The organism is Candidatus Poriferisodalis sp. (genome assembly GCF_965214215.1).
In the GTDB taxonomy this organism is placed as follows: domain Bacteria; phylum Actinomycetota; class Acidimicrobiia; order Acidimicrobiales; family Poriferisodalaceae; genus Poriferisodalis.
In genome coordinates, this window is the sequence record NZ_CBDCBD010000002.1 from 430222 (window position 1) to 455552 (window position 25331).

The following is a 25331-nucleotide window of genomic DNA, read 5'->3' on the forward strand; positions in this document are numbered from 1 at the left end:
CGATGCGGGGCCGGAGCCGGGGTGATCGGGACCCGAGCCGGAGCCGGGGTGATCGGGGGCAGGTGCACCCATGCTCGAACATGCGCAACGCCGCCCGTAACCAGTAGGCCGGGCTGTGGCGCTGCGAACTGCGCGTGGGCACACCTGCCCCCGCTCACCCCTCGTTCATTCGGGCGCTTAGCTGCGAGGCGCCGCTGGTTCTCTCAGGCGCCTGGCTCTTTGGCTCAGCTGCTCAGGGGTCGCGCCGGGGATCGGCGCCGGGGATGCCCCATACGATCCTCACGGCCCTGTCAGACAAGAACAATTGGGCTCTACGCGTTCGGGCACCGGGCAACTCGGCGGGCGTCAGATACTGCGAGTGTGTGTCGGCGCGTCTCGCGCTGGCTGGGGCGTACGCTTGGGGCAGATCGGATGCGATGCGTCCGGCGGTCGGGTGCGCTTCGCGCGCGGCGGGGCCGGGCGTCGGGTTGGAGGCTGCAATGATGTCTTCGAGGAATGACGAACGACGGCGTTTGGCTCGCGGGCTGAGCGCGATCGGTTCAGCGCTTGTCGGTGCGCGCGTTGGCTTGCGGAGGTTCTTGTCGGCTGCTGTGACCCCCCCCCCGCGGTTCGGGGTGTCGGTCGTCTTCGCGGCGGCGTCGCTTAGCGCAGGGCGCGTTCGGGGCTGAGTTTTCTCTCGCCGGCGCGCGAGGCGGTACCCGTCGGCCCGGTTCTGGTTCGCACGGTCTCGGCCTTCCGCCCGCCCGCGCCGATTGGGGCTCGAACGGTTCGGGTCGGAACGGTTCGGGCTCACGGCGCTCGACGGCGCGCGTCGCAACACACGGAGCCAGCCGCAGCCCCTCAGGCCCCGGCGGCGGCATTCGGCGTGCGCTGTGGGGCTCATTGCCGGTTGTGCTGGCCAGCCCGCTGCTCGTCGTTCTGCCCAGCGAGGCCGCCGCGCAAACTGGGCCGACAATATCGATCAGCGCGCCTGCGGACGCCGCGGAGGACGATTCGGGCACGCGCAACCTCTTTTTCACGGTGACCCTGTCCGAAGCGGTGCACGACGGTGCGACCAATTATCAAGTCTGTTTCGAAGGCACGGCGACCATCCACACGCCCGATTCCGCGGTCTTCAGTGCCCCGTACCCCGACATTCCCGCCGACTCCGACTACCAGCTCGTCCGAGACCAAGGCGGCGGGAACTTCTTCGTATGGAACGCCAACTGCCTAAACGGCTCTTTCGGTATTGGTGAGACCACAGAAAGCGCAATCGGCATCCGGGTGAAGGGCGACACCGACGCCGAAGCTGACGAGACGGTGACCGCGACGCTGACCCTGCGCGATCCGAACCTCGGCGGCGTCACCCTCGGCACCGCCACAGCGACCCACACGATCCTCGACGACGACACCCCAACGCAGGTCTCGGTCGCTCCTGATTGGCCGTTGACGCCTTCGGGATTGTCCGGCGGCGACAGTTTCCGTTTGCTGTTCGTTTCTTCGACGACACGCAACGCGTCAGATACCGACATCGCGACGTACAACAGCTTTGTGCAGACGGCCGCCAAGGCCGGTCACATGGCGATCAGCGACGATGTCGGCGACGCGTTCACAGCGGTCGCGTCGACGTCGTCGGTGGACGCCCGCGACAACACCTCCACCACCGGGGCGGGGGTGCCGATCTACTGGCTCGGCGGCGACAAGGCCGCCGACGACTACGCCGACTTCTACGACGGCTCCTGGGACAGCCACGCCGCGCGCAACGAGAGCGGCACGATAATCGGGGGCACCGTTCGGGTGTTCACCGGCAGCAACGACGACGGCACCAAGCACGCCACCGACTATCTGGGCAACAACAACGTGCAGGCAGGCTCTGTGGGCACCGGCAGCGACCCGTTCACCGCTGTCACGCTCGCGGGCTCGAACAGTCGCAGCTTCTATGGCCTGTCGCCGGTGTTCACCGTGGTGGCGCCGCCGGAGATCTCGGTGGAGCTGCCGACCGGAGAGGGCGAGAGCCGCACCGACGCCGGCGAGAAGAAGGCCGATGAGAGCGAGGGCGGTGTCGGAATCGGTTTCCCGCTGAAAGCCGACCAGACACTGGCGACGGCTTTGACGGTGTGCGTGCGAGTCACCGAGACCGTCGGCGCCCGGGTGGCGTCGGGCGACGAGGGCCTCAAGGAGGTGAGCCTGACCAGCAGCGGCATGAACGTCGGGGATGGCACTCACACGCTGACGTGGACGAACACTGCGGCGGACGACCGCGACAGCAGCGTCACCGTCGAGATCGTCCCGCCCGACACCGCATCGTGCTCGGCGGACGACGGCAGCTACACGGTGTCGTCCAGCGACGGGTCGGACAAGGTGCTGATCCAGGACGACGAAGAAACCACGGTGTCGCTCACCAGCAGCGACATGACGATGACCGAGGGCGACGCGACCGACACCGCGACATTGACGGTGTCGCTGTCGCGTCGGCTGTATGCCGGCGAGGTCATCGCAGCGCCCATCGCGCTGACGACCTCGACCGGGGCGCGGCTGCCGGGCAGCGGCACCGCGAATCACGACTTCACCGTCGCGGCCAGCGGCACCGGCGCGACGCTGGCGAACGCATCTGCATCCACGCCGCGAGTCATCCTCACCGGCTCTGATTCCGGTTCGGCGGTGCAGACCGCGACCGTCACCTTGACGCCGGTCGCGAACCGCGACGACCCCGACAGCACTGACGAGACGATCACCGCGACGCTGACCAGCCTCGGCGTGACCGGACTGGAAACCACAGTCAGCGGCGGCGTCACCGCAGATGGGGCGAACAACGCGGCGACGCTGACATTGGCCGACGACGAGGCCGCCCCGGTGGCGTGTTCTGCTCAGAGCAATGTGTTCAGCGGTACGAGTCTTCGGATTGTCGAGACCGGCGAGACGACCTATTGCGTGCGGCTGGCCACGGCGCCGTCGGGCGGGGTCACGACGGTCGCGATCGGCAGGGCCGGCGGCAACCAGAACGCGGCGAACTTCAGCCCGTCGTCGTTGACGTTCACTGCTTCGAATTATCAGACGCCTCAGCAGGTGACGGTCACCGGCGCGGACGAGCCCGGCACGCATCGCAACCGGCCCGACATGCAATTGACCCACACAGCCAACGGCGGCGGCTACTCGAACCAGAGTCTGGGCAACGTCCGAGTCGAGGTGGATGATGCGCCGGAGGTGGAGGTGTTCAGTGTTGTGCGTTATGACAACGAGAACAGGTGGCGCTGGTTCGTGAACGGCAACGGCGGGAAGCTGCGTCCCTCGACGATCACCGCTGCGCCGGGGATCACCCCGATGCGCAACGTCACGCCGTGCTGTGAGGTGCAGTACGCCATTCGTCTGTCGAACAAGCCTTTGGGCGGCCCGGTCACCGTCGACATCAGCGTCGGCGACTTCGGGGGCACCACCGCGTCGAGCATCACCGGCATCTCGCTGACCCGTAGCGGCACGCCGGTGCAGTCGTTGCAGGTCACCTTCGAAGAACGCAGCCCTTCTCCGGGTTGCGGATGGCTGGTGCAGCCCGACGGCACCTATCGGGACTCCAGCAGCCGGCTGCGTAACGGCATCTCGGACAGCTATGACAACAACGCCGACACGTCATGGGAGTGCTACCGGTTCATCTGGGTGCACAACAAACGCGAGCACCAGAACCCGAACAGGTCGCTGTGCGCGGACATCACCCACACCGCCGCCGGCGGCGGGGTGCGCAAGGTCACCGTGGACACGATCCGGATGCACAGCTTGGGGTTCGACTCCGGACGGGTCCATGACAACCCCGCCTGCCCATTCCTGTACGCCAACACGTTGCCCGCCCCGCAGAACACCCGCCTGCCAGTCGAGGCAGCGCCAGTGCCGACCACGGCAGTCGCCGGTCTCGCTGTCGCCGACGGCGGCGGCACCACAGCAACCGCTAGCTGGGACGCGGTGCCCCACGCCACGAAATACAGCGTCGCCTACAGCGCCCAAGCCAACGACGGGTCGCTGACCCAGACCGCCGGCGCGTTCGACGACATCACGGCGACCAGCCACCCGTTCGACCACGGCATCGCCGCGCCCGCGACGGTCACCGTGACGGTCACCCCCGGCTACGACAACGACGACAGCGACGGCGGCGCCCCGGCGGTGACCTATCTCGACAGCCTCGCCGCCACCGCCACCCTCAACACCGGCACAACCGCAGATGCGGGCGAAACCGCACAAGAGGAGGAGGCCGACGGCGACGGCCCGGAGGCTCCGCCGCCGGGCTGTGTCCCCGACAAGACCCTCGAGCTGGCCCGGGGCTACTACGACCTCAACAAGCACCGCACGCCTGGCTACGGCCGCAACTGGCGAAGAGTCCTCATCGCGTTCGGCGACGTGTCCGACTCGAAGCTGACCGCGTTCACCGCCGCGGAAGCACGCCAAAGCGAAACCCGCTGGGCCGGATGGGGCCCATTCCGCGAAGCCCTCGAATGCATCGAGAAAGCCCAGCAGGATCCGGCCCCACCGCCCGTCGAGCCCGAGATCGCTGTCACAGCCGGCGCAGACGTGACAGAAGGCGGCGACGTCACCTTCACTGTCACCGCTGCCCCCGCACCCGCAGCCGATCTCAACATCACCGTCGAGATCACCCAAACCGGCGCGTTCGTGTCCACTGGCACCCAGACTGTGACCATCGGCACCTCCGGCACCGAGACGTTCACTGTCGCCACCGCCGACGACAGCGCTGACGAGGCTGACGGTTCGGTCACCGCCGCTATCGGCACTGGCACCGGCTACACCGTGTCGACGAGCAGCGGCGCCGCCACCGTCGCCGTCGCCGACAACGACATACCCGAGATCACCATCACCGCCGGCACAGATGTCACCGAGGGCGGCGACGCGGTGTTCACCATCGCCGCCGACCCATTGCCGCACACAGCTCTCGACGTGGCCGTGGAGATCACCCAGACCGGCGACCACGGCGCCGCCGCCGGCACCCGAACGGTCACGATCCCTGCCACCGGCACCTACACCCTCACCGTCGCCACCACCAACGACAGCGACGACGAAGCCGACGGGTCGATCACCGCCACCGTCTCGACCGGCGCCGGCTACACCGTGTCATCCGCGAACAGCACCGCCACGGTCGCGGTGGCCGACGACGACGACCCGCCTCCGCCTCCGCCTCCGCCTGTCGAGTGTGTTTCTGATGAGACGCTGAGATTGGCGCGTGACTACTACGAGCTGAACCGTCATCGCGCGCCGGGCTACGGCAGCAACTGGCGTCGGGTGCTGGTCGCGTTCGGCGACATCGCCGACGATCAGCTGACCGCGTTCACAGCGGCCGAAGCGCTCGCGCGCGAGCAGATCTGGTACGGGTGGAAACCGTTCCGCGAAGCGCTGGAGTGCATCGAAGCAGCCCAATAGCCTCAGCCTCCTCTTCCGCCGCCGCCAGCAACCAGACCGTCACCATCCCTCCCAGCGGCACCCACACCCGCACCGTCGCCACCGCCGACGAAGCCGACGGGTCAATCACCGCCATCTCCGGTCTCACCTACGCCACCGGCACCATCACTGACAACGACTGACCGCACGGCACACAGCCGGGCTCAGTGCCCGCCACACGTCGAGATTGACTCGGTCGTGGTCGCCGCCACAGGGCTCGAGGGCGATCGTGGGCAGTGACTACTGGCGTGCGCCGATCAAGCCCTGCGCTGGCGGCGAGCCCTGGCCACGTAGTGCGAGCCCGAAATTCGCTTGGCGGCGGGGCCCGCTGAACCTACGTTGGCCCTCAGCACGGGGTGCCGCTTCGGCGGTGACTGGCGGGAGGAAATGCCGTAAGTACGATCGCGACCGTGACCGACGACGACCGGTCTGATGCCGCCGATCCGCCGACCGGCCGCGCCGCAGCGAGCGAAGTCGCCGCCTCGCAGCCGCGGTCCCGTTCCGACGCCCGGCGCGGCGTGCGGCGTTCGCTGCTGGTGCCTGCTGTGGTGTCGGTGATCGTGGCGCTGATCGGCGGCCTGTTCGTGCTCGCAGCGCTGGGCTTCAACACGCTGCGCGACGACATAGCCCAAGTACGCGCCGACATCACCGCTGACATCGACACACTTCGCGACGACGTCGACTCTGACATCGACACACTGCGCTCGGACATGCAAGCCGGATTCGCCCGAGTCGACGAGCGCTTTGCAGAGGTCAATGCGATCCTGCTGAACCACACCGATTGGCTCGCCCATATCGAAGCCACCCAGGACACCCACTCGGACCGTCTCACCCGCATCGAAGCCACCCAGGAAACCCACTCGGACCGTCTCGCCCGCATCGAAGCCACCCAGGACACCCACTCGGACCGTCTCGCCCGCATCGAGGCAAGACAACAGGCGCACTCGGCTCTCTGAGCTCTCTGGTCCGACCCCGTTCGGACTCCTCGAGCACTTCGTCAAGCGATATCGAGACCCACCGCTTCCTCCTGCCCATGCCGGAAATCCAACCCAAGAAGGGATCAATTCGCCCGATCCGGGCACTTGCGAGGCCCGGTCAACCGGCGAGGGTGAGACGGGCTACGAGGTCGGTGCCGAACCCGGTCAAGATCGCCAGGTAGAGCAGCCCGGTTGCGGCCATGACGGCGGCATATTGGCGCTCGCGCAACGCTGCCATGGCGACGGCGGCAAGCGCCACGGTGGTGACGGCGCAGGCAATCCAGAACCAGCCCAATAGTCCGCCGTAGCCGTCGTCGATGCTGCCCGAGAGCACGCTGAGCATGCCGGTGGGCACCAGCAGCAGTCCCACTTCTACCGGCCAGATCGCACTGAGGTGACGTACTAGCTCACGCAGCGGCTCCCGGCGCAGACCGGGCTGCACGAGGTACCAGTGGCCCAGCAGCATCGAGTTGCTGACGGCGCCGAGGAACGCGGCGCCGACGACGACACGCGCTAGGTGCAGAATCGGGTTGACGTCTCCACTGGCACCCAGTCCCGCAGCGAACACGCCCAACATGCCCACCAGGGGTGCGGCAAGATCCCAGCGCGGATCGAAGCCCTCAGTCGTCCTCCGCGGGGACGATGTAGATGGTGCTACATCGTCATCCTCCATGCCCGCCGCAGCCACTCGGGGACCCGCTGCGGGCACGTTGGGCAGTGCCGATCGCACGAGGGTCACGCCTGCGCACACGGCCATCGCGATACAGGCGAGATCGCGAACAGCATTGGGCTGAAACACAAGTCCCGTGACGGCCGCGAGGACGGCAATCGCCCCGTACAGCGACCGCAGGAGCCAGCCATACCCGAGCCCGACTTCGCCCCGTCGGGTGGTCACCCACAAGTACGCGAGGCCCCCGGTTGCCCACTGGCAGAGCACCGTTGCCACATCGACAGGAGCACCCTCGCCCACGGGCGGCCAGCCTCAGTTGTACGGACCCAGGAACTTGGATCCGTCGAAGTGAATGAGGTGGTCAGGTGATTCGGCAATCCAGACTTCGGTTTCCCATGCGATGTCGGCGACGTACTGACGGAAGGTTGCGCGATCTGAGAACGCGGTCACATAGACGAGTCCGAGACGCGGCGATTGCAGAAGCTGGTCCAGCTCAGCTCGCCGCTTCGGGTCGATGGGTCCGTGAGATGTCACTGCCTCGACAACGACGAGCCACGGCTCTTCCAAATGCTCGACGATGACATCGGGCATCTTGCCGTGATGGGGGACATTGATACTGGCATGCGCAAATGCACGCTCGTCGTAGACCGCGAACTTCTCGTCGGCGTCGCCGATGTACCATACGCCGCCTCCGGGCGTGAATCTTGGACAGAACGCTTGGATGATCTCCTTGATGAGCGGGTTCTGGCCTCCTGGTGCGAGATCGACTGAAGTGCCATCAGGCAAACGCACCGGGATCCGACGCATCTGGCGTTGACGCTCAAGATGGTCGGCAAGCGTGCCGACCCGCTCAAGATAGGTCGCGAGGCGCTCTGACCAAGCGTCGGTGCCGTACGCCTTTGCAAGCGTCCACGCGATGCCGTTGACCTGATAGACGGTCTTACCGCTGTTGGTGGGGCGGTCGGGGTCGTCCGGGTTTATCGTCGCCAATCCAGCTGCACAGAATTGGTGGATTGTTTGCCGTCGAACTGTCTCGCGGGTGTTGGGAGCGTAATCCTTGTCGTAGTGGGCGCTCATGAATTTCATCATCTCGGTGATGCCCCGCAGCGGGGTGGTCGCCGTCGTCCACGGCATGTCGGGCTTCAAGTCAAGAAGTGCGAGAAATGCGAGCGCGGAGCGCTCGTTGCTCTGTGCAGGCGGGAACCCGAGTTCGGTGAGTATCCACTGGGCCTCGGAGATGCGCTGGGTGGATTCGTAGCTCACCGGAGCCCTTCGAGGTCCGGGACGTGGCGTTCCACCAGCAAGTCCGTCGCTGCCTGCTCCAAGTCGGCTGAGCGTGCTTCGGCGCCCAAGGCGAGCAGGGATTCAGTGTCTGGGTATCGGAGTGACTCCAAGTCGGCGGCGTTCACTTGTGTATGCCCGTTGAACTGCCGAAAAAATTGATCGACAACCGTCGAATTGAGGTATGCCGCCAATCCCCATGCGAGATCGCGTTCCATGCCACGGTTCGCGATGTGAAGCACGTTGACGTGGTTTTCCATCGCGACGACATCGCTCGGCAGGTCCGCGGGCTCCAGCACTGCGGCCACGACCCGTCGGCGTTCTTCCTTCGATGAGAAGCGCTTGACCAATACGTACTCGCCCGAAGGAAGGAACATTCCTTCGGTTGCCGGTGCCGCCGCAATCGCACACGGCTTGGAGCTGGATTTGCCTGGCCAGTCGATCCTGCCTCGCCGTAAGTGTCCTGGGTAGATCAACGGGATCGCATCGCCGCCGCAGTCTTCGCGCAGGTGCTCTCGCGACCGAAAGTCCACGACTCGCCCGGTTGAGGCGGTGACGCCCAGTCCCGCCAGCGTCTGCGGGAGTCCTCCCATGTGTTCTGCCAGCTCGACGCTGGCACGGTCCTCGGGTATGCGGATGAAGAGACGAGGGTCGGTTGGGTGGACGACGGAATCGGCGTTGACTTCGTGCCGGCGGGGTGCGTCGAGGCCCGAACCCGAACTGACGGCAATCTGCACCGGCGGTCGCTGCTCGGACCGAACGATCCTGAAGATGATGTTCTCTTGGAGCACTGCGCCGTCGCGAAAGGCGGTGTCGCGGGATTCGAAGACGTGGATGTCCCGTAGCGCACAGTCGTCCAGCAGCGCCCGTCGGAATGGCCTGAAGTATGAGCCGTTACAGAAACTCCTCGGGGTGATCGCCACCAGCTGACCGCCCGGAGCAAGCAAACGGCTGGCGAGCCAGACAAAGGCCGAGTACAGGTTGCTCGTGCGGACACCAAGACGCCGAAGCCGCTCATTCGTCGCCGAAGCGGTGCGCAACTTGCCGTAGGGCGGATTCATAATGACGAGGTCGAACTGCTGAGGCTCTTGTCGGAACATCTCCGGTGCCGCTTGGGCCGCGGCCCACGTCAAGAAGTCTGAATTCACGGCACAACTACGCGCCGAAGGCATCGCTGCGCAGCACTCGCCGAGCGTCGCCTCAAGACCATCCAGCAGGCGATCATCAACTTCTACTGCTGTCACATCCAGCGAGCATCGCCATGCCTCGCGGGCTGCTCGTTCGACTAGCGCGGCCGAGAGTGACCCTACGCCGGCACCGGGATCCAGGACACGCACGGGTCCCTCCGGCGGTTCGAACATGTCGGCTAGCAACCTCGCTATCGGGGCGGGCGTGAAGTACTGCCCAAGCTCAGAACGAGAATCCGGGGATGACCCATCGGCATGGGCGACGCGGCGCTGCTCGGCACGCGTCAGCGGCCCGGCCGCAAGCAGATCATCAACAACTGCTGCCACGCGTCCTCACCAAGCAAGTCGAGTTCGATACCTGTCGGCAGCATAGGTAGGCACCGGGTTTGCTTCGCGGAGCATTTTCTGCGCCCGAGTTACTGCGCTGCCTGGTCGACGCGCTAGGCCGAGGCGGGCCGGGCACGTGCTTCGAGCGCTACGGCTGCGGCAGATTCGGCGGCGTGGTAGCTGGAGCGGGTCAGCGGACTGGATTCGACATGGGCGAAGCCGAGCGCGGACCCGATGTCCCTCCATCGCCCGAAGGACTCTGGTGGCACCCAGCGAGCGACAGGGATGTGGTTGTCCGTCGGCCGCAAATACTGGCCGATGGTCACAATGCTCACGCCGACCGCCGCCAGGTCAGCGAGCGTCAGTTCGACTTCAGCATCATCCTCGCCCATGCCGACGATAATGCCCGACTTTGTGACGTGGCCCCCTGAAGCGCAACGCGCCAGCAGCGCAAGGCTGCGGGCGTAGCCCGCGGACGGGCGCACAGCCCGCTGCAGCCGGGCGACGGTCTCGATGTTGTGGTTCACGATGTCGGGGCCTGCGTCGAGGACCGTCTGCAGCGATCCGGCGTCGCCGCCGAAGTCGGGCACCAGCACCTCGACGGTCGTGCCGGGCGACTCAGCACGGATAGCAGCGATGGTGTCTGCAAACGCAGCAGCGCCGCCGTCAGGGAGATCATCCCGGGCCACGGCGGTGACGACCGCATGGTCGAGCTTCATTTCTGCGACTGCCTCTGCGACCCGGCGGGGTTCGTCGATGTCGAGTGGGCCGGGTTTGCTCGTGTCGACCAGGCAGAAACCGCACGCCCGCGTGCATCGCTGGCCGTTGATCATGAAAGTTGCCGTGCCCGCGCCCCAGCACTCGAAGATGTTCGGGCAGCCGGCTTCCTCGCACACGGTGACCAGATCGTGCTGGCGCATCACCCGGCGCAGCCGCAGGTAGCCCTCGTTCAGGTCCATCTGGGCACGCAGCCACGAGGGCTTCCGCTCGGCGAGTTGCAGGCCGTTCCCGACGCCGGCTTCCGCGAGGCGGGCGCGGCTGCGCGGCGGAGCGACTGGCACGAGGCCCGAGTCGTGTCCGCCTTGTGTGTCTGCGCTGGCGGGTGCCGAGAAACGGGAGCCCCGAGACGGCCGTTTGAGCGCCTGTCCGGGGCCGAGACCGCGGCTGAAGGCGCTCAGATCGGATGGCCGGTGTCGCCACGCCACATCGGCACGTTCGAGTGCCGTGCCTGACCAGCGCTCGGCGGCTCGACCAAGCACTGCGTCGACCACCTCACGCATCGTCGCCTCACAGCCCTCGGCCCGCAGCGACGTGGGTCGATACTCGCGGATGCCGCACGGGATGATCCGATCGAACCACGCCAGATCGGTGTCGACGTTCAGCGCAAAGCCGTGCATGGTTCGTCCGCGGCTGAGTCGAACGCCGATCGCAGCGAGCTTGCGAGGCGTGCCCTCAAGGTCGAGCCAGACGCCCGGATAGCCCCGCAGCCGGCCGCAGCCTGACAGCCCAACGTCGGCCAGCGCGTCGATGAGCACCTGTTCCAGATCGCAGACGTAGGCGGCGGTCTCGGCCAGGCCACCGCCTCGCTGGCCCGGCAGCGTCAGGATCGGGTAGCCGACGAGCTGACCGGGACCGTGATAGGTGAAGTCGCCGCCGCGGTCGATACGCACACAGTCGGCGCCGACTGCAGTCGGATCGACCAACAAGTTCGCCTCGTCGGCACTCGGACCGGCAGTGAAGACATGATCGTGTTCGAGCAGCAGCAAGTAGTCATCCGCGCTGTGTTTCCACAGGCGGCGTTGGAGGCCGAGCGCCTCGCGGAAGCCGACCCGCCCCAGCCAGCGCGCCTGCAGCATCGAGCTGTGTCTCGCGCTCTTGTTCGCTCCGCTCACGGGCCGCTCGGGCCCCGGTCTCGCTGTCGCTGTATTGGCACGCCCAGGGGTCATTGCAAGTCCGCTCGGCCTCAGAACTCTGCTCCCCAGTCGTGCTGTTCGAGCATCTGGCGGATGTGGCCCAGGAATCCTGCGGCGTAGCTGCCGTCGAACGCACGATGATCCCAGCCCATCGCCAGGTGACCGACCGAGTGCGCGACGATGCTCTCGTTGCCGAACCGGTCCGTGACGACGACTGGCCGTCTGGCGACGCCGTCGGTCGAGAGCACGGCCACCTGGGGCTGGTTGATGATGGCCGCTGTCGTGTAGGTGCCAAACGATCCGTTATTGGAGATGGTGAACGTTCCGCCGGTGATGTCGTCGGGCGTCAGGCGTCGCTCCCGGGCGCGTGCAGCGAACTCGTTCATGGTGCGAGCGACCCCGCGCAAGCTGAACGAGTCAGCATCGCGCAGCACCGGCACGATCAACCCGTCGTAGTCGAGGTCGACCGCGACGCCGACGTTGCGGCTGCGCCAGAGGCGCAGGCCTCCGTCCTCCACCGATGCGTTCAGCCGCGGCCATTGAGCTAAGGCATCCGCGACTGCGACCACGATGAACGGCAGATAGGTGAGGCTGAAGCCTTCCGATGCCCGCCACGCCTCGCGGTGCGCTCTGCGCACTTGCTCCACGTTCTCATAGTCGACCTCAACGACGGTGAGGGCGTGCGGCGAGGTGGCCACGGAGTTCACCATGTGCTCGCCCGTGCGGCGGCGGATGTTGTTGAACGATTCGAAGCGCGAGTCGCCGTCGGTCCAATCAGCAGCGGCCGCGGCGGCGACCGGTGCAGGCACCGACGGCGCGCTCGGTGCTAACGGACGTTCGCCTGCCGCCGGACTCGCCGGCGACGTTGCCGGAGCTGCGCTTGCTGCGGCAGCGCGTTGCCGTTCGTCGATGGCGTTGAGCACATCGGATCGCGTGATGCGGCCGCCGACCCCGGTTCCCACGAGCGCGGCGGGGTCCAGGCCGTGCTCCCGCACCAGACGCCGGACGACGGGCGAAAGCAAATGACTGCCGTGGTCGGTCGCCGGCCCGTTCGCCGAGCCATTGGTCGGCGCAGCGTCGGCAGGCGCACTGGCGGGTGCTACGGCGGGCACCGCCGGTGCATCGGTCGGCGCCGGCGCAGCGGCAGGTTCTGGGGGCGCAGCGCTGGGCACTGGGACGGCAGCGTCAGGCGGCGGGGCGACGGCACCTTCAGGCAGCTCGACGATCGCGAGCACCGTTCCGACGTCCACGGTCTCGCCTTCGGGCACGCGAATCTCGCTGATGACGCCCTCCATCGGCGAGGGAACCTCGCTGTCCACCTTGTCGGTGGACACCTCGTAGAGCATCTCTCCGACCGCGATCGAGTCGCCCGGGTTCTTGAACCAGCGGGTAATGGTCCCCTCGGTGACCGTCTCGCCGAGCTGCGGCAGCACCAGATCAGCCATGTCGGCTCAGCCTCTCACCTCGGTACACGGCACCGGGTTCCGGGATCATCCGTGCAGACCTCGTCCAGTGAGCGACAGCATCGTCTCGCCGAACAACTCCGACAGGGTGGGGTGCGGCTGCACCAGGGCCGCCACCTCCGAGACTGTGGCCTCCCAGTTGACCGCCAGGTAGCCCTGACCCAGCTGCTCGGTGACCCAGGGACCCATCATGTGAACGCCGAGCACGCGCCCGGCGGCGCCGTCGGCCTCACGCTCGGCCACGATCTTGACGAGCCCCTCGGTGTCGTTGACGATCATCGCCCGCGAGTTTCCGGTGAAGCGATGCTTGGACGTCGCCACATCGAACCCAGCCTCACGAGCCGCCGCCTCGGTGAGCCCTGCGAACGCCACCTCGGGATGGCAGTAGATCGCCCAGGGCACGTTGCCGTAGTCGACCGGGGCCGGTTCTTCTCCGAGCATGTCCTTCACCGCCACGATGGCCTCGGCGAACCCCACATGGGCCAGCTGGGGGGTGTTGATGAGATCGCCGACCGCGTACACACCCGCCATCGACGTGCGGCACAGCTCGTCGGCGACGACGAAACCGCGTTCGTCGAGCCTGACTTCGGTGTCGTCGAGGCCGAGATGATCGGGGTACGGCCGGCGTCCCACCGACACCACCACGGCGTCGACGTCCAGCGCAGCTTCCCCGCTGTCGCCACCGGACCGGGGAGCTGTCGTGTACTGCACCGTCGTTCCGCCGCCCGAGGTCGGGGTGTGGCCAGTGACCTGACAGCCGGTCAGCACGGTGATGCCGCGCTTGGAGAAAGCCCGAGCCAAGGCCTTGGCAATGTCAGCGTCGACGCCCGGGATGATCTGGGGCGCGTACTCAAGCACGGTGACTTCAGCGCCCAGATCGGACAGCATCGAGGCGAATTCGCAGCCGATGGCCCCCCCGCCGATCACGGCCACGCGAGGGGGCACCTCGTCGAGCGCCAAGACCTCGTCGGAGGTCATGATCAGCGTCCCGTCGCGGTCGAAGCCACCCAGCGTGATCGGAACCGAGCCTGCTGCGAGCAGAACGTGATCTCCCTGCAGCCTCAGCGTGTCGGACTCGCCTGCGTCAACCTCGACGGAACGGTCGGCGCACAGCCAGCCCGTCCCCTCATACACGGTCACCTTGCGATGTCGCAGCAGCCCCTTCACCCCAGTCTCCAGACCGTCCACGATGCGCTGCTTGCGGACTTGTGAGACACCGAAGTCCAGCTCGGGCGGCTCGACGTTGACGCCGAATTCGGCTGCCTCGCCAACCGTGCGCCACACCGCGGCGGTCTCGAGCAGCTCCTTGGCGGGAATACAACCCCGGTGCAGGCATGTGCCTCCCACCTTGTCCCGCTCGACCAGCGCAACCTTCATTCCCGCGGCACCGGCGTACAGAGCCGCGCCGTAGCCTGCCGGGCCGCCGCCGATCACAACGAGGTCGTAACGAACCGGGCCGCTCGCTTCGCCTGAATTCGCTCCATCTTCCATCGCGCGACGAGGGTACGCCTCAGGGCGCGCCCATGGCACCGAGGCGCGCGCAGTCGGGGCGTTCCAAGCGCGTCACCAGCGGGTCAGCGCATCACAGCCACAGCAGCACCCGGACCGCGAACGCCACCAAGATCAACACTCCAGTGGCGAAAGCCAAAGCGATCAGCGTCCGGGTGCTCACCGAGTCGAATGTAACTCGCGGCAACCCGCATAATCGTCTGGCGGGCCAGCGTTAGGCTCGGCGGGATGACGCGCCTGATGTCCCGAGCCGCCTCCGTCTTGGTCGCCGGACTGATCGCCGTCGGCGTTCTGGCCGGCTGCGGGAGCGACGACGCCGCTACCTCGCAGCAGCCGAGCGCGACCGAGCCCAGCGCCGCCACGCCAACCGACGCCCCGGCGCCCACAAGCGCTGCAACTCCGGCTGCCACCTCGGCCGCTGCAAGCGCGACGACTGCCGCCGCTGCCGCCGAGACCCGAGCAGAGATCTTGCTGCTCGAGGGCGAATTGCTGGACGGGCAGCAATTCGATCTGGCTGCGACGGCCGGCAACGACGTGCTGCTGTGGTTCTGGGCGCCTTGGTGACCGGCGTGCAACCGTGAAGCGCCTGCGGTCGCAGCGCTGAAGTCAGAGCACGGGGACAGCCTCGTCATGGTGGGCGTCCCAGGCGGAGACTCACAGGACTCCTACCGGAGCTTCGTGTCCAAGCACCAGCTTGGCGACATCCCGCAAGTCACCAACGCCGACGGCGATCTGTGGGGCCATTTCGGCGTCAGCTCACAGCCTCGGTGGGTCCTCGTACGGGCTGACGGGTCGGTCGAACGCGGTGGCGGCGCCCCGCCGCCCGACATCGTTCAGGACGCGCTCACGCCCGCCTGAGGGAGGCCATGGCCAAATCACGGCAACGCAGCGTCAGCGTCGAGCGGCTGATCGACGCGCCCGCAGAACGCATCTTCGCCGTGCTGGCCGATCCGAGCCGCCATTGCGAGATCGACGGCTCCGGAACGCTGAACCGCCTGACCACCAGCAGCGCTCCGCTGGCGCTCGGCAGCACGTTCTCGATGCGCATCAAGGGCGGCATCGCCTACACCGTGAAGAACCGGGTGCTGGAGTTCGAGGAGAATCGGCTGATCACCTGGGCGCACTGGCAAGGCCAACGCTGGAGCTACCGGCTCGAGCCCCAGCCCGACGGCGGAACGCTCGTGCGTGAGACCTTCAATTGGTCCACTGCGAAGCTGCCGCGAAGCATTGAGCTCCTCGGAGCTCACCGCAAGAACGTGCCGTCGATGGAAAAGACGCTCGAACGACTGGCTGCACTCGTCGAGACCGCCCACGAACACCGATAACCCAGGTCTGCCGATGGGGCGAATCGGCCTATCCGGTGTTCTGCGATGCGCCAGGACATCACCAAACCAGCCCAAAGCACTTGCCTGCGATCGCGCTCCAGCAGATCAAGGGGGTGCCACAGAAACCGAAACTGACTGAAACAGTGTGCAATTACCCCTTGCATTTGCCCTTGTTGACCGGTATCCAATCGGGCGGTGCCTCCCCCCAGCACCATGGTGCTACCACGCCGTCAAACGGTATGCCGCCACGCCTTGTCGGCGATTCTTGCAGTCGCGCTGGGCACCGTGGCGACTTTCGCCCTGCTAGCGCCACCGGTCTCATCGAGCACCCCGCCGCTCGGTCCCTGTGACGACGGCTGGGTCGCGCCCACTCCCACCAATATCTCGGTGACTAGCGTCCCGATCACGGTCGACTCGACCACCGCCGACTATTTCGTGTTGTACTTGAAGTCGCAGCCGATTCTGGTCAAGCGCGGTGAGCACGGCACGACCACTCTGCCCGACAACCTCGGAACGCTGTCCGCTGAGAAGTACCTCGTGGAGAAGTACTCTGTCGCGCAGCCGGGAGACCTCGACGGCGATTGTGTAGACGACATCACGGAACTGGCGGACCTCGGAAAATACAATCCCATCAACCCGGCAAAGACTATCGATATCGTCAATGGCGCAGTCGCGATTGACTCCCGAGCCGCATTCCAGACATTGTCATTCAAGGGTAGTACAGGGGTCAGGGGATTAGAGCATCTTGACGGCCTGGAGTTCGTCAAGTTCGAGGTCAGAGGCCTTGGCACCGACACTCAGACCACATACTTCATCAATTCGAACACACACAAGATGCACACGAGCTTCGACCAGGCCGTTGGCTTGTCGGTCAGTCGACCTACAGCCATTGGTAAGGGCACGATTGTCTATTATCCCAACGTGATCTCGTCAGACGGAACATTGGGACTCTATGCCTTTCAGTTTGATCCCTGGAATTCTGTATCCTTCAGTTTTGTCGAAAACCTGCATCAGCTCCTAGCCGCTAGTATGCCATTCCTAGACAACAACTTCTATTATCACCCGTTCACAAAGGGGCAACTCGACCTTTACAAATCGGGCAAGTCCAAGTATGACAGCTCCCGCGTTGGTGTGCTATTGGATGAAGACATCGCTCCTGATATAGACTTCATCCCGCTGAACCAAGCCGAAGGATACGGCCGCCTGCGATTGATGGAGGAGGGTGAACGTCCCAGCCCCTTTGATATAGCCATCTATGACACGCTGCCCAATGATCTGCCTCGCGTGGCTGGAACCATAACCACCGTACCGCAAACGCCGCTGTCTCATGTCAACTTACGGGCTATCCAAAATGGTCTGCCGAATGCCTTCATTCGCGACGCCTTGTCGACCGATACCGTCACCTCCTTGATCGGCAGCTACGTATATTTTGCTGTCGGTGCCGAGGGATACACGCTACGCGCAGCCACGAAGGCAGATGTAGATAAGCATTTCGAAGACCTTCGTCCTAAGCAGACGCAGACACTGCAGCGAGACCTGACGAAGACAACTATCACTTCACTGGCGAGCGTGAACTTCGCTGACTGGAACGCGTTCGGCGTCAAGGCGGCCAATGTAGCGGAGTTGACCAAGTTGTCGTTGCCCACTGGCACAACGCCAGTCGGGTATGCCGTCCCATTCTACTTCTACGACGAGTTCATGAAGCAGGCAACCGTCGGGACTGAGACGATTCTTGGGAAGAAGAAGGCGCCGGCTGCGGAGAAGATCACTCTCTCAGCTGAGACGACATTAGACCAAGCAGTGTCGGCGATGCTCGCGCATTCGTACTTCCAGAGCGATTCTGACATTCAGGAGGAGATGCTCGACGACTTGCGCAAAGCCATCAAGAACGCTACCTCGCCTGCATGGGTCGTCCAAGCGCTGAACGCGCTGCACGGCAATTATCCCGACGGCCAGTCCCTGCGCTACCGGTCCAGCACCAACAACGAGGACCTACCGTCGTTCAACGGCGCCGGCCTGTATGACTCCAAGACACAGGACCCGGACGAGACCACCGCAGACGGCATCGACAAGTCCATCAAAGCAGTCTGGGCCAGTCTCTGGAACCACCGCGCCTTCCTGGAGCGAGACTTCCATCGCGTCGATCACAGCACCGTCGCCATGGGCGTTCTGGTGCATCCGAACTACTCAGATGAACGGGTCAACGGTGTCGCCGTCAGCTATGACCCGATCACCCTCCAGGACAACGCTCATTACGTCAACTCCCAAGTTGGCGAGGACCTAGTCACCAACCCGGAGGCCTACTCCCAGCCCGAGCAGCTGCTGCTTGGAGCTGGTGGCTCAGCGACGGTGCTGTCACGCTCCAATTTGACATCGTCGAATCAGCTGCTGATGAGCGCTGCGCAGATGACCCAGCTGCGCAGCAACCTCGACACGATCCATAATCGTTTCAAGACTCTCTATCAGGTTCAGGACGGCGACGACTTCGCCATCGAGATCGAGTTCAAGATCACGGCGGCAAACCAGCTCGCCATCAAGCAGGCACGGCCCTGGATCTTCCCCGAACCGTTAGTGATTCCAAGCCCTGAAGTGAGCCTTGCTCTCGGTTCAGCCCAGGTCACGGAGGGCGAGTCACTGGAGCTCACGGTGACTCGAAGCGGCGGCATCCAGTCGACACCGCTCACAGTGAACCTTGCCTGGAGCGAGACCGGGGCGGCGCTGAAGAGCAAGCCAGCCGCCGTGACGATCCCTGGCAATCAGACGAGCGCCAGCGTCACCGTCAGAACTGACGATGATCAAGAAGACGAGCATGACAGCGTCGCGAAGGTCAGCATCAGCGCTGACAGCGCCTACACGATCGGCGCGGCGGGCTCGGCGTCAGCAACCATCGCCGATGACGACCAGCCGATGATCGGAGTGCGTGGTGATGCCAGCACGGTCACGGAGGGCTCGTCGGTCGGCTTCACGTTCACCCGGTCAGGCAGCGTGCTCGAGCAAGCGCTCACGGTAAGCGTCACCATCACCGAGTCAGGGAGTCGGCTGCAGGGCACCGCGCCGACAGCCGTCACCTTCGCGGCCAACAGCGCGTCTGCTGCCATATCGCTGCCGACCTCTGATGACTCGGTCCGGACGAACCCAAGCGTTGTCACGGTCCAGATCGACGCGGGCAGCGACTACGGCATCAACGGGTCAGGCCAAGCCAAGGTGACGATCGAGGATGACGAAATGCCGCCCCCCGATCTGCTATTCGACTTCAACCATGCACCGCCCGAAAAGAAGACCTACATCTTGTCGGTCAACAACAGAGGCAACGGCGGCGACATCACCTACAAGATCGCCGGGCCTGACGCCAGCTACTTCACCGACTACACCTTTGCCCGTCTCCTAGTTATGGACGCACGGCAGTACAACCATGCAGCTGACGCAAACCACGACGGGGTCTACGAGATTGACCTCACAGCCTCGGACACCCGCGGCGGAACCACGACGGAGAGACTGCGTTTCACCGTGGTCAATGACAGTCTCATTGAGCGGGCGAAGCAGCGATGGGACCAACTCAGCGAGGACCAGCGCGTAACGCTTCTCCCGGAGGTCGAGGCCGACGGACTCAAGCCCGAATTCGCGAGTCTCACAGACGACGTGCGGGCGAGAGTGCTGCGACTCGCCCGTCAGCAGCTACTGCCTTCACCAGGCCCCACCATCAGCGTTGCTGGCGGCAGCGGCGTGACCGAGGGCAGCGACGCCACGTTCACGGTCACTGCTGTTCCGTCGCCGACCACAGCGTTGTCGGTGAGTGTCACGGTGTCACAAAGCGGCGACTACGGCGCCTCCACTGGCGCGCAGACCGTGAGCATCCCCACGTCGGGCACCTACACGCTGACGGTGCCCACGTCCGGCGACAGCACCGATGAGCCCGACGGCTCAGTCACCGCCACGCTGAACTCCGGCACGGGCTACACCGTGTCGACCACGAACGGCGCCGCGACGGTCGCCGTGGCCGACGACGATGATCCACCGCCGGCAACACCGGTCATCACCATCGCCGCGGGTTCAGCAGTGACCGAGGGCAGCGACGCGACGTTCACCGTGACCGCCAGCCCCAATCCGGCTTCGGCGTTGACTGTCAACGTCACCGTGTCGCAGACGGGAAGCTTCGCTGCGACGACCGGCGCAGACACCGTCACGATCCCGACCACAGGCTCCGCCACGTTCACCGTCAGCACAACCAACGACACCACCGATGAGGCCGACGGCTCAGTCACCGCCACGGTCAACACAGGCACGGGTTACACGGTGTCGTCGTCTTCGGGTACGGCGTCGGTGGCTGTGTCTGATGATGACGACCCGCTGCCTCCGCCGCCTGCGGATTGTGTTTCCGATGAGACGTTGGAGTCGGCGCGGGACCATTACAACCTGCACCGTGATCGCGCTCCTGGTTATGGCCGCAACTGGCGTCGGGTGCTGATCGCGTTCGGCGATGTGGCCGACGATCAGTTGACTGCGTTCACTGCGGCTGAGGCGCTTGAGGGTGAGCAGCGATGGTTCGGGTGGAAGCCGTTCCGCGAAGCGTTGGAATGCATCGAGGCCGCCCGCCAGACCCCGCCTGCCGAACTGGAGATCAGCATCGTCGCGGGTAGCGATGTCGCTGAAGGGACTGCTGCGACTTTCGTGCTCACCGCCAGCCCTACGCCGGCGTCAGCTCTGTCGGTCAGCGTGACTGTGTCGCAGTCAGGCAATTTCGGTGCGGCGGCCGGGTCGCGGACGGTGACGATCCCCACCACGGGCACCTTCACGCTGACCGTGGACACCACTGGCGACAGCATCGACGAGGCCGACGGGTCGGTCACCGCCACGATCGACACAGGCACCGGCTACACAGTGTCATCTTCAGCCGGTTCAGCGACGGTTGCGGTCGCAGACGATGACGACCCCGCACCGCCGCCGCCTCCGCCGGCTGACCCGGAGATCAGCATCACGGCGGGCAGCGGCGTGACCGAGGGTTCGGCGGCGTCGTTCACGCTCACCGCGTCACCGGCGCCGAAGGCTGCTTTGTCGGTCAGCGTCACCGTCGCTCAGAGCGGCAGCTTCGGCGTGTCCACCGGAGCGCGCGCGGTGACCATCCCGGCCGGCGGGAGCTACACGCTGACGGTCGCTACCGCCGATGACAGCGCAGACGAGGCCGACGGGTCGGTCACCGCCACGATCAGCGACGGCGCCGGCTACACCGTGTCGTCTGCCAATAGCAGCGCCGCGGTCGCTGTGGCCGACGACGACGTGCCCCAGATCAGCATCGCGGCGGGCAGCGATGTCACTGAGGGGACCGCGGCGACGTTCACCGTCGCGGCCAGCCCTGTTCCCGCGGCGAGTCTCGTTGTCAGCGTGACCGTGTCCCAAAGCGGCAACTTCGCTACTACCGGTGTGCGAACGTTCACGATCCCGACGACTGGTAGCGCGACGTTCACCGTCGTCACCACTGACGACACAATCGACGAGGCCGACGGGTCGGTCACCGCGACAGTGGGCAGCGGCACCGGCTACACCGTGTCAGCGACCCAGAGCGCTGCGACGGTGGCGGTGTCCGATGACGACGACCCGCCTCCGCCTTCGAATTGTGTGTCTGATGAGACGCTGGAATCGGCGCGGAACTACTACGACCTGCATCGTGATCGCGAGCCTGGTTATGGCCGTAACTGGCGTCGGGTGCTGGTGGCGTTCGGTGATGTGGTCGATGATCAGTTGACTGCTATGACTGCGGCTGAGGCGCTCGAGCGCGAGCAGCTGTGGTTCGGATGGCGGCCGTTCCGAGAGGCGCTGGAGTGCATCGAGACAGCCCGCCAGACCCCGCCCCCGCCTGCCGAACCCGAGATCAGCATTGCTGCGGGCGGCGGTGTGACTGAGGGCTCTTCGGCGTCGTTCACGCTGACCGCGTCACCGGTGCCGGCGGCTGCTTTGTCGGTGGAGGTGTCGGTGTCGCAGTCAGGCGATTTCGGTGTCACGACCGGGTCGCGGACGGTGACGATCCCCACCACGGGCAGCTACACGCTGACGGTGGACACCACCGGTGACAGCACCGACGAGGCCGACGGGTCGGTGACCGTGTCGGTGGACACCGGCACCGGCTACACGGTGTCGTCGTCGGCTGGTTCGGCGTCGGTCGCGGTCGCAGACGACGACTCCCCCGCACCGCCCCCGCAGGCTGATCCGGAGATCAGCATTGCTGCGGGCAGCGGCGTCACAGAAGGCGGCGCCGCGTCGTTCACGCTCACCGCGTCACCAGCGCCGACGGCCGCTTTGTTGGTCAGCGTCACCGTCGCGCAGAGCGGCAGCTTCGGCGTGTCCACCGGGGCGCGCGAGGTGACGATCCCGACCGGCGGGAGCTACACGTTGACCGTTGCCACCGCCAACGACAGCACCGACGAAGCAGACGGGTCGGTCACCGCCACGATCGGCACAGGCACGGGCTACATCGTGTCGTCCACGCAGAGCGCGGCGACTGTGGCGGTGTCTGATGACGACGACCCGCCGCCTCCACCGCCTGTGCCTGCGGGTTGTGTTTCTGATGAGGTGTTGGAGTCGGCGCGTGTCTATTTCGACCTGAATCGTGGTCGCGCGCCGAGTTTTGGCCGTAACTGGCGTCGGGTGCTGGTGGCGTTCGGTGATGTGGTCGATGATCAGTTGACTGCGTTCACTGCGGCTGAGGCGCTTGAGGGTGAGCAGATCTGGTTCGGGTGGAAGCCGTTCCGTGAGGCGCTGGAGTGCATCGAGGCAGCCCGGCAGCCCGAAGATCCGGAGATCAGCATCGCTGCGGGCAGCGCCGTCACCGAGGGGACCGCGGCGTCGTTCACTGTCACCGCGTCTCCCAACCCGGCGGCGAGCCTGGACGTGACGGTGACCGTCTCCCAGAGCGGCGATTACGGTGCGACGACCGGGGCACGGACCGTGACGATCCCCACAACGGGCAGCTACACGCTGACCGTCGCCACCGCCGATGACACGGCTGATGAAGCCGATGGGTCGGTGACCGTCACGATCGGCACCGGCACCGGCTATGCCGTGTCGTCGAGCGACAGCAGCGCCACGGTCGCGGTGGCCGACAATGACGTGCCCGAGGTCAGCATCGCGGCGGGCAGCGATGTCGCTGAGGGGGCTGCGGCGTCGTTCACCATCACGGCCAGCCCTGTGCCCGCGGCAAGTGTTGACGTCAGCGTGACCGTGTCCCAGAGCGGCGACTTCGCTGCGACCGGCGAGCGGACCGTCACGATCCCGACGACTGGCACCGCGACGTTCACCGTCGCCACCGCCGACGACACCACTGATGAGGCGGACGGCTCGGTCACCGCCACGATCAGCGACGGCACGGGCTACACGGTGTCGTCGTCAGCCGGGGCGGCGACGGTGGCGGTGTCCGATGACGACGACCCGGCGCCGCCGCCGGACACGCCGGTCATCAGCATCGTCGGGGGCACTGCGGTCACAGAAGGCGGCAATGCGACCTACACGATCACCGCCAGTCCCGCGCCGACGGCGCCCCTGACGATCAGCCTGACGGTCTCGCAGAACGGCAGCTACCATTTGTCGCCTGGTCCGATGACCATCCAGATGGCGACTTCGGGCACCCACACTGTGAGCCTCGGCACCCACGACGACAGCACCGACGAGGCTGACGGTTCGCTGACTGTCACGGTCGACAGCGGCACGGGCTACACCGTGTCGTCCACGCAGAACGCGGCGACAGTCGCGGTGTCCGACAACGATCTGGCCCCCGCCGGTCCGCCGACGGTGACCGTCAGCGACGCCACAGCCGCCGAGGACGCGCAGCACCTCGCCTTCGTGGTGACGCTGTCGAAACCCAATCCCGACCCGATCACGTTCCGCTACGGCGGATACGCCCGCACCGCGACACTGTGGCAGGACTGGAGCATCGAATACAAGGCGTTCACACTGGCTGCCGGCGACACGACCATCGACGTCACCGTGCCGATCATCGACGACGACACCCCAGAAGACGACGAAACGCTGCGCGTGTACATCTACGCCACCAGCGGAATCGTCATCCGCGACGGCTTCCTCTACGCCACCGGCACCATCACCGACGACGACTGACCGCACCAGCGATCGCGCAGGCGCCGGTTACGACCCGAGCCGGCCGCATCAATGGGGAGGCGCAATTCGCGAGCAGCACGGTGCTCACCCAGTGCGTCCGGACTCAGGCTCGATCACCCAGACGTCGTCGAGTGCTTCTTCGAATCGCCGTTGCAGATCGGCCAGAGTGCGGTCATCGTCTCGGCGCACCAACACCGCTTCGTCGCAGTTGTGCATGAACCACGTATCCCGGCGACGCATCGCCTTGCCGAACGCCTCACCGTCAACGGGCGTCCGGTTGCCGAGCACGAATTGCTTGGCTGCCTGCTGTCGGAGCTCGGCGAACCGCCGCCGCGACGGTCCCGGCCATCTGCGCTCCACGCCCTCGAAGGCCAGCACTACGACATAGGGCACCCCGGCCGCCAGCGCAGCCTCGGCGCCCAAGGTTTCCGCGCCGAGCCCGAGGCCCGTTGCCACGACGATGTCGGGGTGCATCTCGCGCTTGGCGGCAAGCACGTCGCTCAGCTGTCGCAGCACCTTGCGTGAGACGGGGTTCTCGCTGTACCCGCCGAGTTCGGGCGGCCGGTGACCGAGCACGGCCACTGCGTAACCCGCAATCTCCCGATTTCCCGATGTCGGCTCGTCGGTGCTGACGGCGCCCTTGGGAGGATGGTGCGGCCCCGACCGCGGGTCGGCGAGCCGCTCGAGCACGTCGTCATCGAATCGATTGCCGCTCTGGCCGACGCCTGCCCCCGCAGCGTGCACGGCCAGCGCATCTGCGGCGGAGTTCATTCGCTGGCCTGCGTGGCCCTTCACCCATTCGAACGTCACATCGCCGCGTGCCAGCACGTCCTCAATGAACGGCTCCCACAGGTCCCGGTTGGCCACCGGCTTCTTTGCGGTGTTCAGCCAGTTGCGCCGGTGCCAGCCCTTCCACCATTCGTCGTTGAAACACTTCACCACATAGGTGGAGTCGCTGACGATCCGCAACGGCCCGTCGAGGTCCTCGACAGCTTGTGCCGCCGCCATGACCTCCATGCGCTGGTTCGTGGTCTTGGGCTCGAAGCCACATGCCCAAGGCCCTCCGTCGACCACGTAGGCCCAGCCGCCCGGGCCCGGGTTGCCGAGGCACGACCCATCGGTGAAAACGTCTCGCACTGCCGCGTTCGATTTCTGGCTCATCGG

The 25331-nt window shown here is 65.9% G+C and carries 15 protein-coding genes; 7 read left to right on the forward strand and 8 right to left on the reverse strand.

All coding sequences use genetic code 11. The features are described 5' to 3' along the window. Nucleotides 1–882 precede the first annotated feature (882 nt). The 3 genes from ACOOF5_RS02180 (at nt 883) to ACOOF5_RS02190 (ending at nt 6368) form a co-directional block, all read left to right on the forward strand. Nucleotides 883–5394: a hypothetical protein gene (locus ACOOF5_RS02180; protein WP_420436136.1), complete on the forward strand. Its 4512-nt coding sequence runs from the start codon at nt 883–885 to the stop codon at nt 5392–5394. After that, nucleotides 5373–5555, forward strand: a complete 183-nt coding sequence (locus tag ACOOF5_RS02185; protein WP_420436138.1) for a hypothetical protein — start codon at nt 5373–5375, stop codon at nt 5553–5555. Before ACOOF5_RS02180 ends, ACOOF5_RS02185 begins: the two co-directional genes overlap by 22 nt. Nucleotides 5556–5822: 267 nt before the next feature. After that, nucleotides 5823–6368, forward strand: a complete 546-nt coding sequence (locus ACOOF5_RS02190) for a hypothetical protein (protein ID WP_420436140.1) — start codon at nt 5823–5825, stop codon at nt 6366–6368. Nucleotides 6369–6507: 139 nt separating this feature from the next. Here the strand turns inward: ACOOF5_RS02190 and ACOOF5_RS02195 are convergent, their stop codons facing one another. The 6 genes from ACOOF5_RS02195 to lpdA all read right to left on the reverse strand — a co-directional run bounded on the left by ACOOF5_RS02195 (nt 6508) and on the right by lpdA (nt 14721). After that, complete coding sequence (locus tag ACOOF5_RS02195) at nt 6508–7359, reverse strand: hypothetical protein (RefSeq protein WP_420436142.1); 852 nt, start codon at nt 7357–7359, stop codon at nt 6508–6510. Between the two features lie 12 nt (nt 7360–7371). After that, entirely contained in the window at nt 7372–8322 is a 951-nt protein-coding gene (locus ACOOF5_RS02200) for a BsuBI/PstI family type II restriction endonuclease (protein ID WP_420436144.1), read from the reverse strand. Next, nucleotides 8319–9854 (reverse strand): Eco57I restriction-modification methylase domain-containing protein, encoded by a 1536-nt coding sequence (locus ACOOF5_RS02205; RefSeq protein ID WP_420436146.1) that lies wholly within the window; start codon nt 9852–9854, stop codon nt 8319–8321. Before ACOOF5_RS02205 ends, ACOOF5_RS02200 begins: the two co-directional genes overlap by 4 nt. A 113-nt stretch (nt 9855–9967) precedes the next feature. Beyond that, nucleotides 9968–11746: a lipoyl synthase gene (gene lipA, locus ACOOF5_RS02210; RefSeq protein WP_420436148.1), complete on the reverse strand. Its 1779-nt coding sequence runs from the start codon at nt 11744–11746 to the stop codon at nt 9968–9970. 71 nt (nt 11747–11817) lie between these two features. Then, nucleotides 11818–13212 carry a dihydrolipoamide acetyltransferase family protein gene (locus ACOOF5_RS02215; protein ID WP_420436150.1) on the reverse strand — a complete coding sequence of 465 codons (1395 nt, stop codon included), beginning with the start codon at nt 13210–13212 and terminating at the stop codon, nt 11818–11820. A 45-nt stretch (nt 13213–13257) separates the two neighbouring features. Continuing rightward, nucleotides 13258–14721: a dihydrolipoyl dehydrogenase gene (lpdA, locus tag ACOOF5_RS02220; RefSeq protein WP_420436152.1), complete on the reverse strand. Its 1464-nt coding sequence runs from the start codon at nt 14719–14721 to the stop codon at nt 13258–13260. A 246-nt stretch (nt 14722–14967) separates the two neighbouring features. Here lpdA and ACOOF5_RS02225 point away from each other — a divergent pair, with 246 nt between their 5' ends. The 3 genes from ACOOF5_RS02225 (at nt 14968) to ACOOF5_RS02235 (ending at nt 16064) form a co-directional block, all read left to right on the forward strand. Next, a complete protein-coding gene (locus ACOOF5_RS02225; RefSeq protein WP_420436154.1) occupies nt 14968–15303 on the forward strand; it encodes a hypothetical protein in 336 nt (111 codons plus the stop codon). A 66-nt stretch (nt 15304–15369) separates the two neighbouring features. After that, nucleotides 15370–15597, forward strand: coding sequence for a TlpA family protein disulfide reductase (locus ACOOF5_RS02230; RefSeq protein WP_420436156.1), 228 nt, complete (start codon nt 15370–15372; stop codon nt 15595–15597). Nucleotides 15598–15605: 8 nt separating this feature from the next. Next, nucleotides 15606–16064 carry an SRPBCC family protein gene (locus ACOOF5_RS02235; protein WP_420436158.1) on the forward strand — a complete coding sequence of 153 codons (459 nt, stop codon included), beginning with the start codon at nt 15606–15608 and terminating at the stop codon, nt 16062–16064. 230 nt (nt 16065–16294) lie between these two features. Here the strand turns inward: ACOOF5_RS02235 and ACOOF5_RS02240 are convergent, their stop codons facing one another. Further along, entirely contained in the window at nt 16295–16486 is a 192-nt protein-coding gene (locus tag ACOOF5_RS02240) for a hypothetical protein (RefSeq protein ID WP_420436160.1), read from the reverse strand. Between the two features lie 1147 nt (nt 16487–17633). On the opposite strand from ACOOF5_RS02240, the gene ACOOF5_RS02245 reads away from it, so the two are divergent. Then, a complete protein-coding gene (locus tag ACOOF5_RS02245; RefSeq protein WP_420436163.1) occupies nt 17634–24167 on the forward strand; it encodes a PEP/pyruvate-binding domain-containing protein in 6534 nt (2177 codons plus the stop codon). An 84-nt stretch (nt 24168–24251) separates the two neighbouring features. Here the strand turns inward: ACOOF5_RS02245 and ACOOF5_RS02250 are convergent, their stop codons facing one another. Next, the gene (locus ACOOF5_RS02250) at nt 24252–25328 is read right to left on the reverse strand and encodes a ribonuclease H family protein (protein WP_420436165.1); all 1077 of its coding nucleotides are present in this window, start codon (nt 25326–25328) and stop codon (nt 24252–24254) included. Nucleotides 25329–25331: the final 3 nt, after the last annotated feature.

What these genes read in the sequence shown, in the direction of transcription:
- ACOOF5_RS02215 (WP_420436150.1), bottom strand. Translation starts at nt 13,212, where the DNA reads ATGGCTGATCTGGTGCTGCCGCAGCTCGGCGAGACGGTCACCGAGGGG.
- lpdA (WP_420436152.1), bottom strand. Translation starts at nt 14,721, where the DNA reads ATGGAAGATGGAGCGAATTCAGGCGAAGCGAGCGGCCCGGTTCGTTAC.
- ACOOF5_RS02225 (WP_420436154.1), top strand. Translation starts at nt 14,968, where the DNA reads ATGACGCGCCTGATGTCCCGAGCCGCCTCCGTCTTGGTCGCCGGACTG.
- ACOOF5_RS02230 (WP_420436156.1), top strand. Translation starts at nt 15,370, where the DNA reads ATGGTGGGCGTCCCAGGCGGAGACTCACAGGACTCCTACCGGAGCTTC.
- ACOOF5_RS02235 (WP_420436158.1), top strand. Translation starts at nt 15,606, where the DNA reads ATGGCCAAATCACGGCAACGCAGCGTCAGCGTCGAGCGGCTGATCGAC.
- ACOOF5_RS02250 (WP_420436165.1), bottom strand. Translation starts at nt 25,328, where the DNA reads ATGAGCCAGAAATCGAACGCGGCAGTGCGAGACGTTTTCACCGATGGG.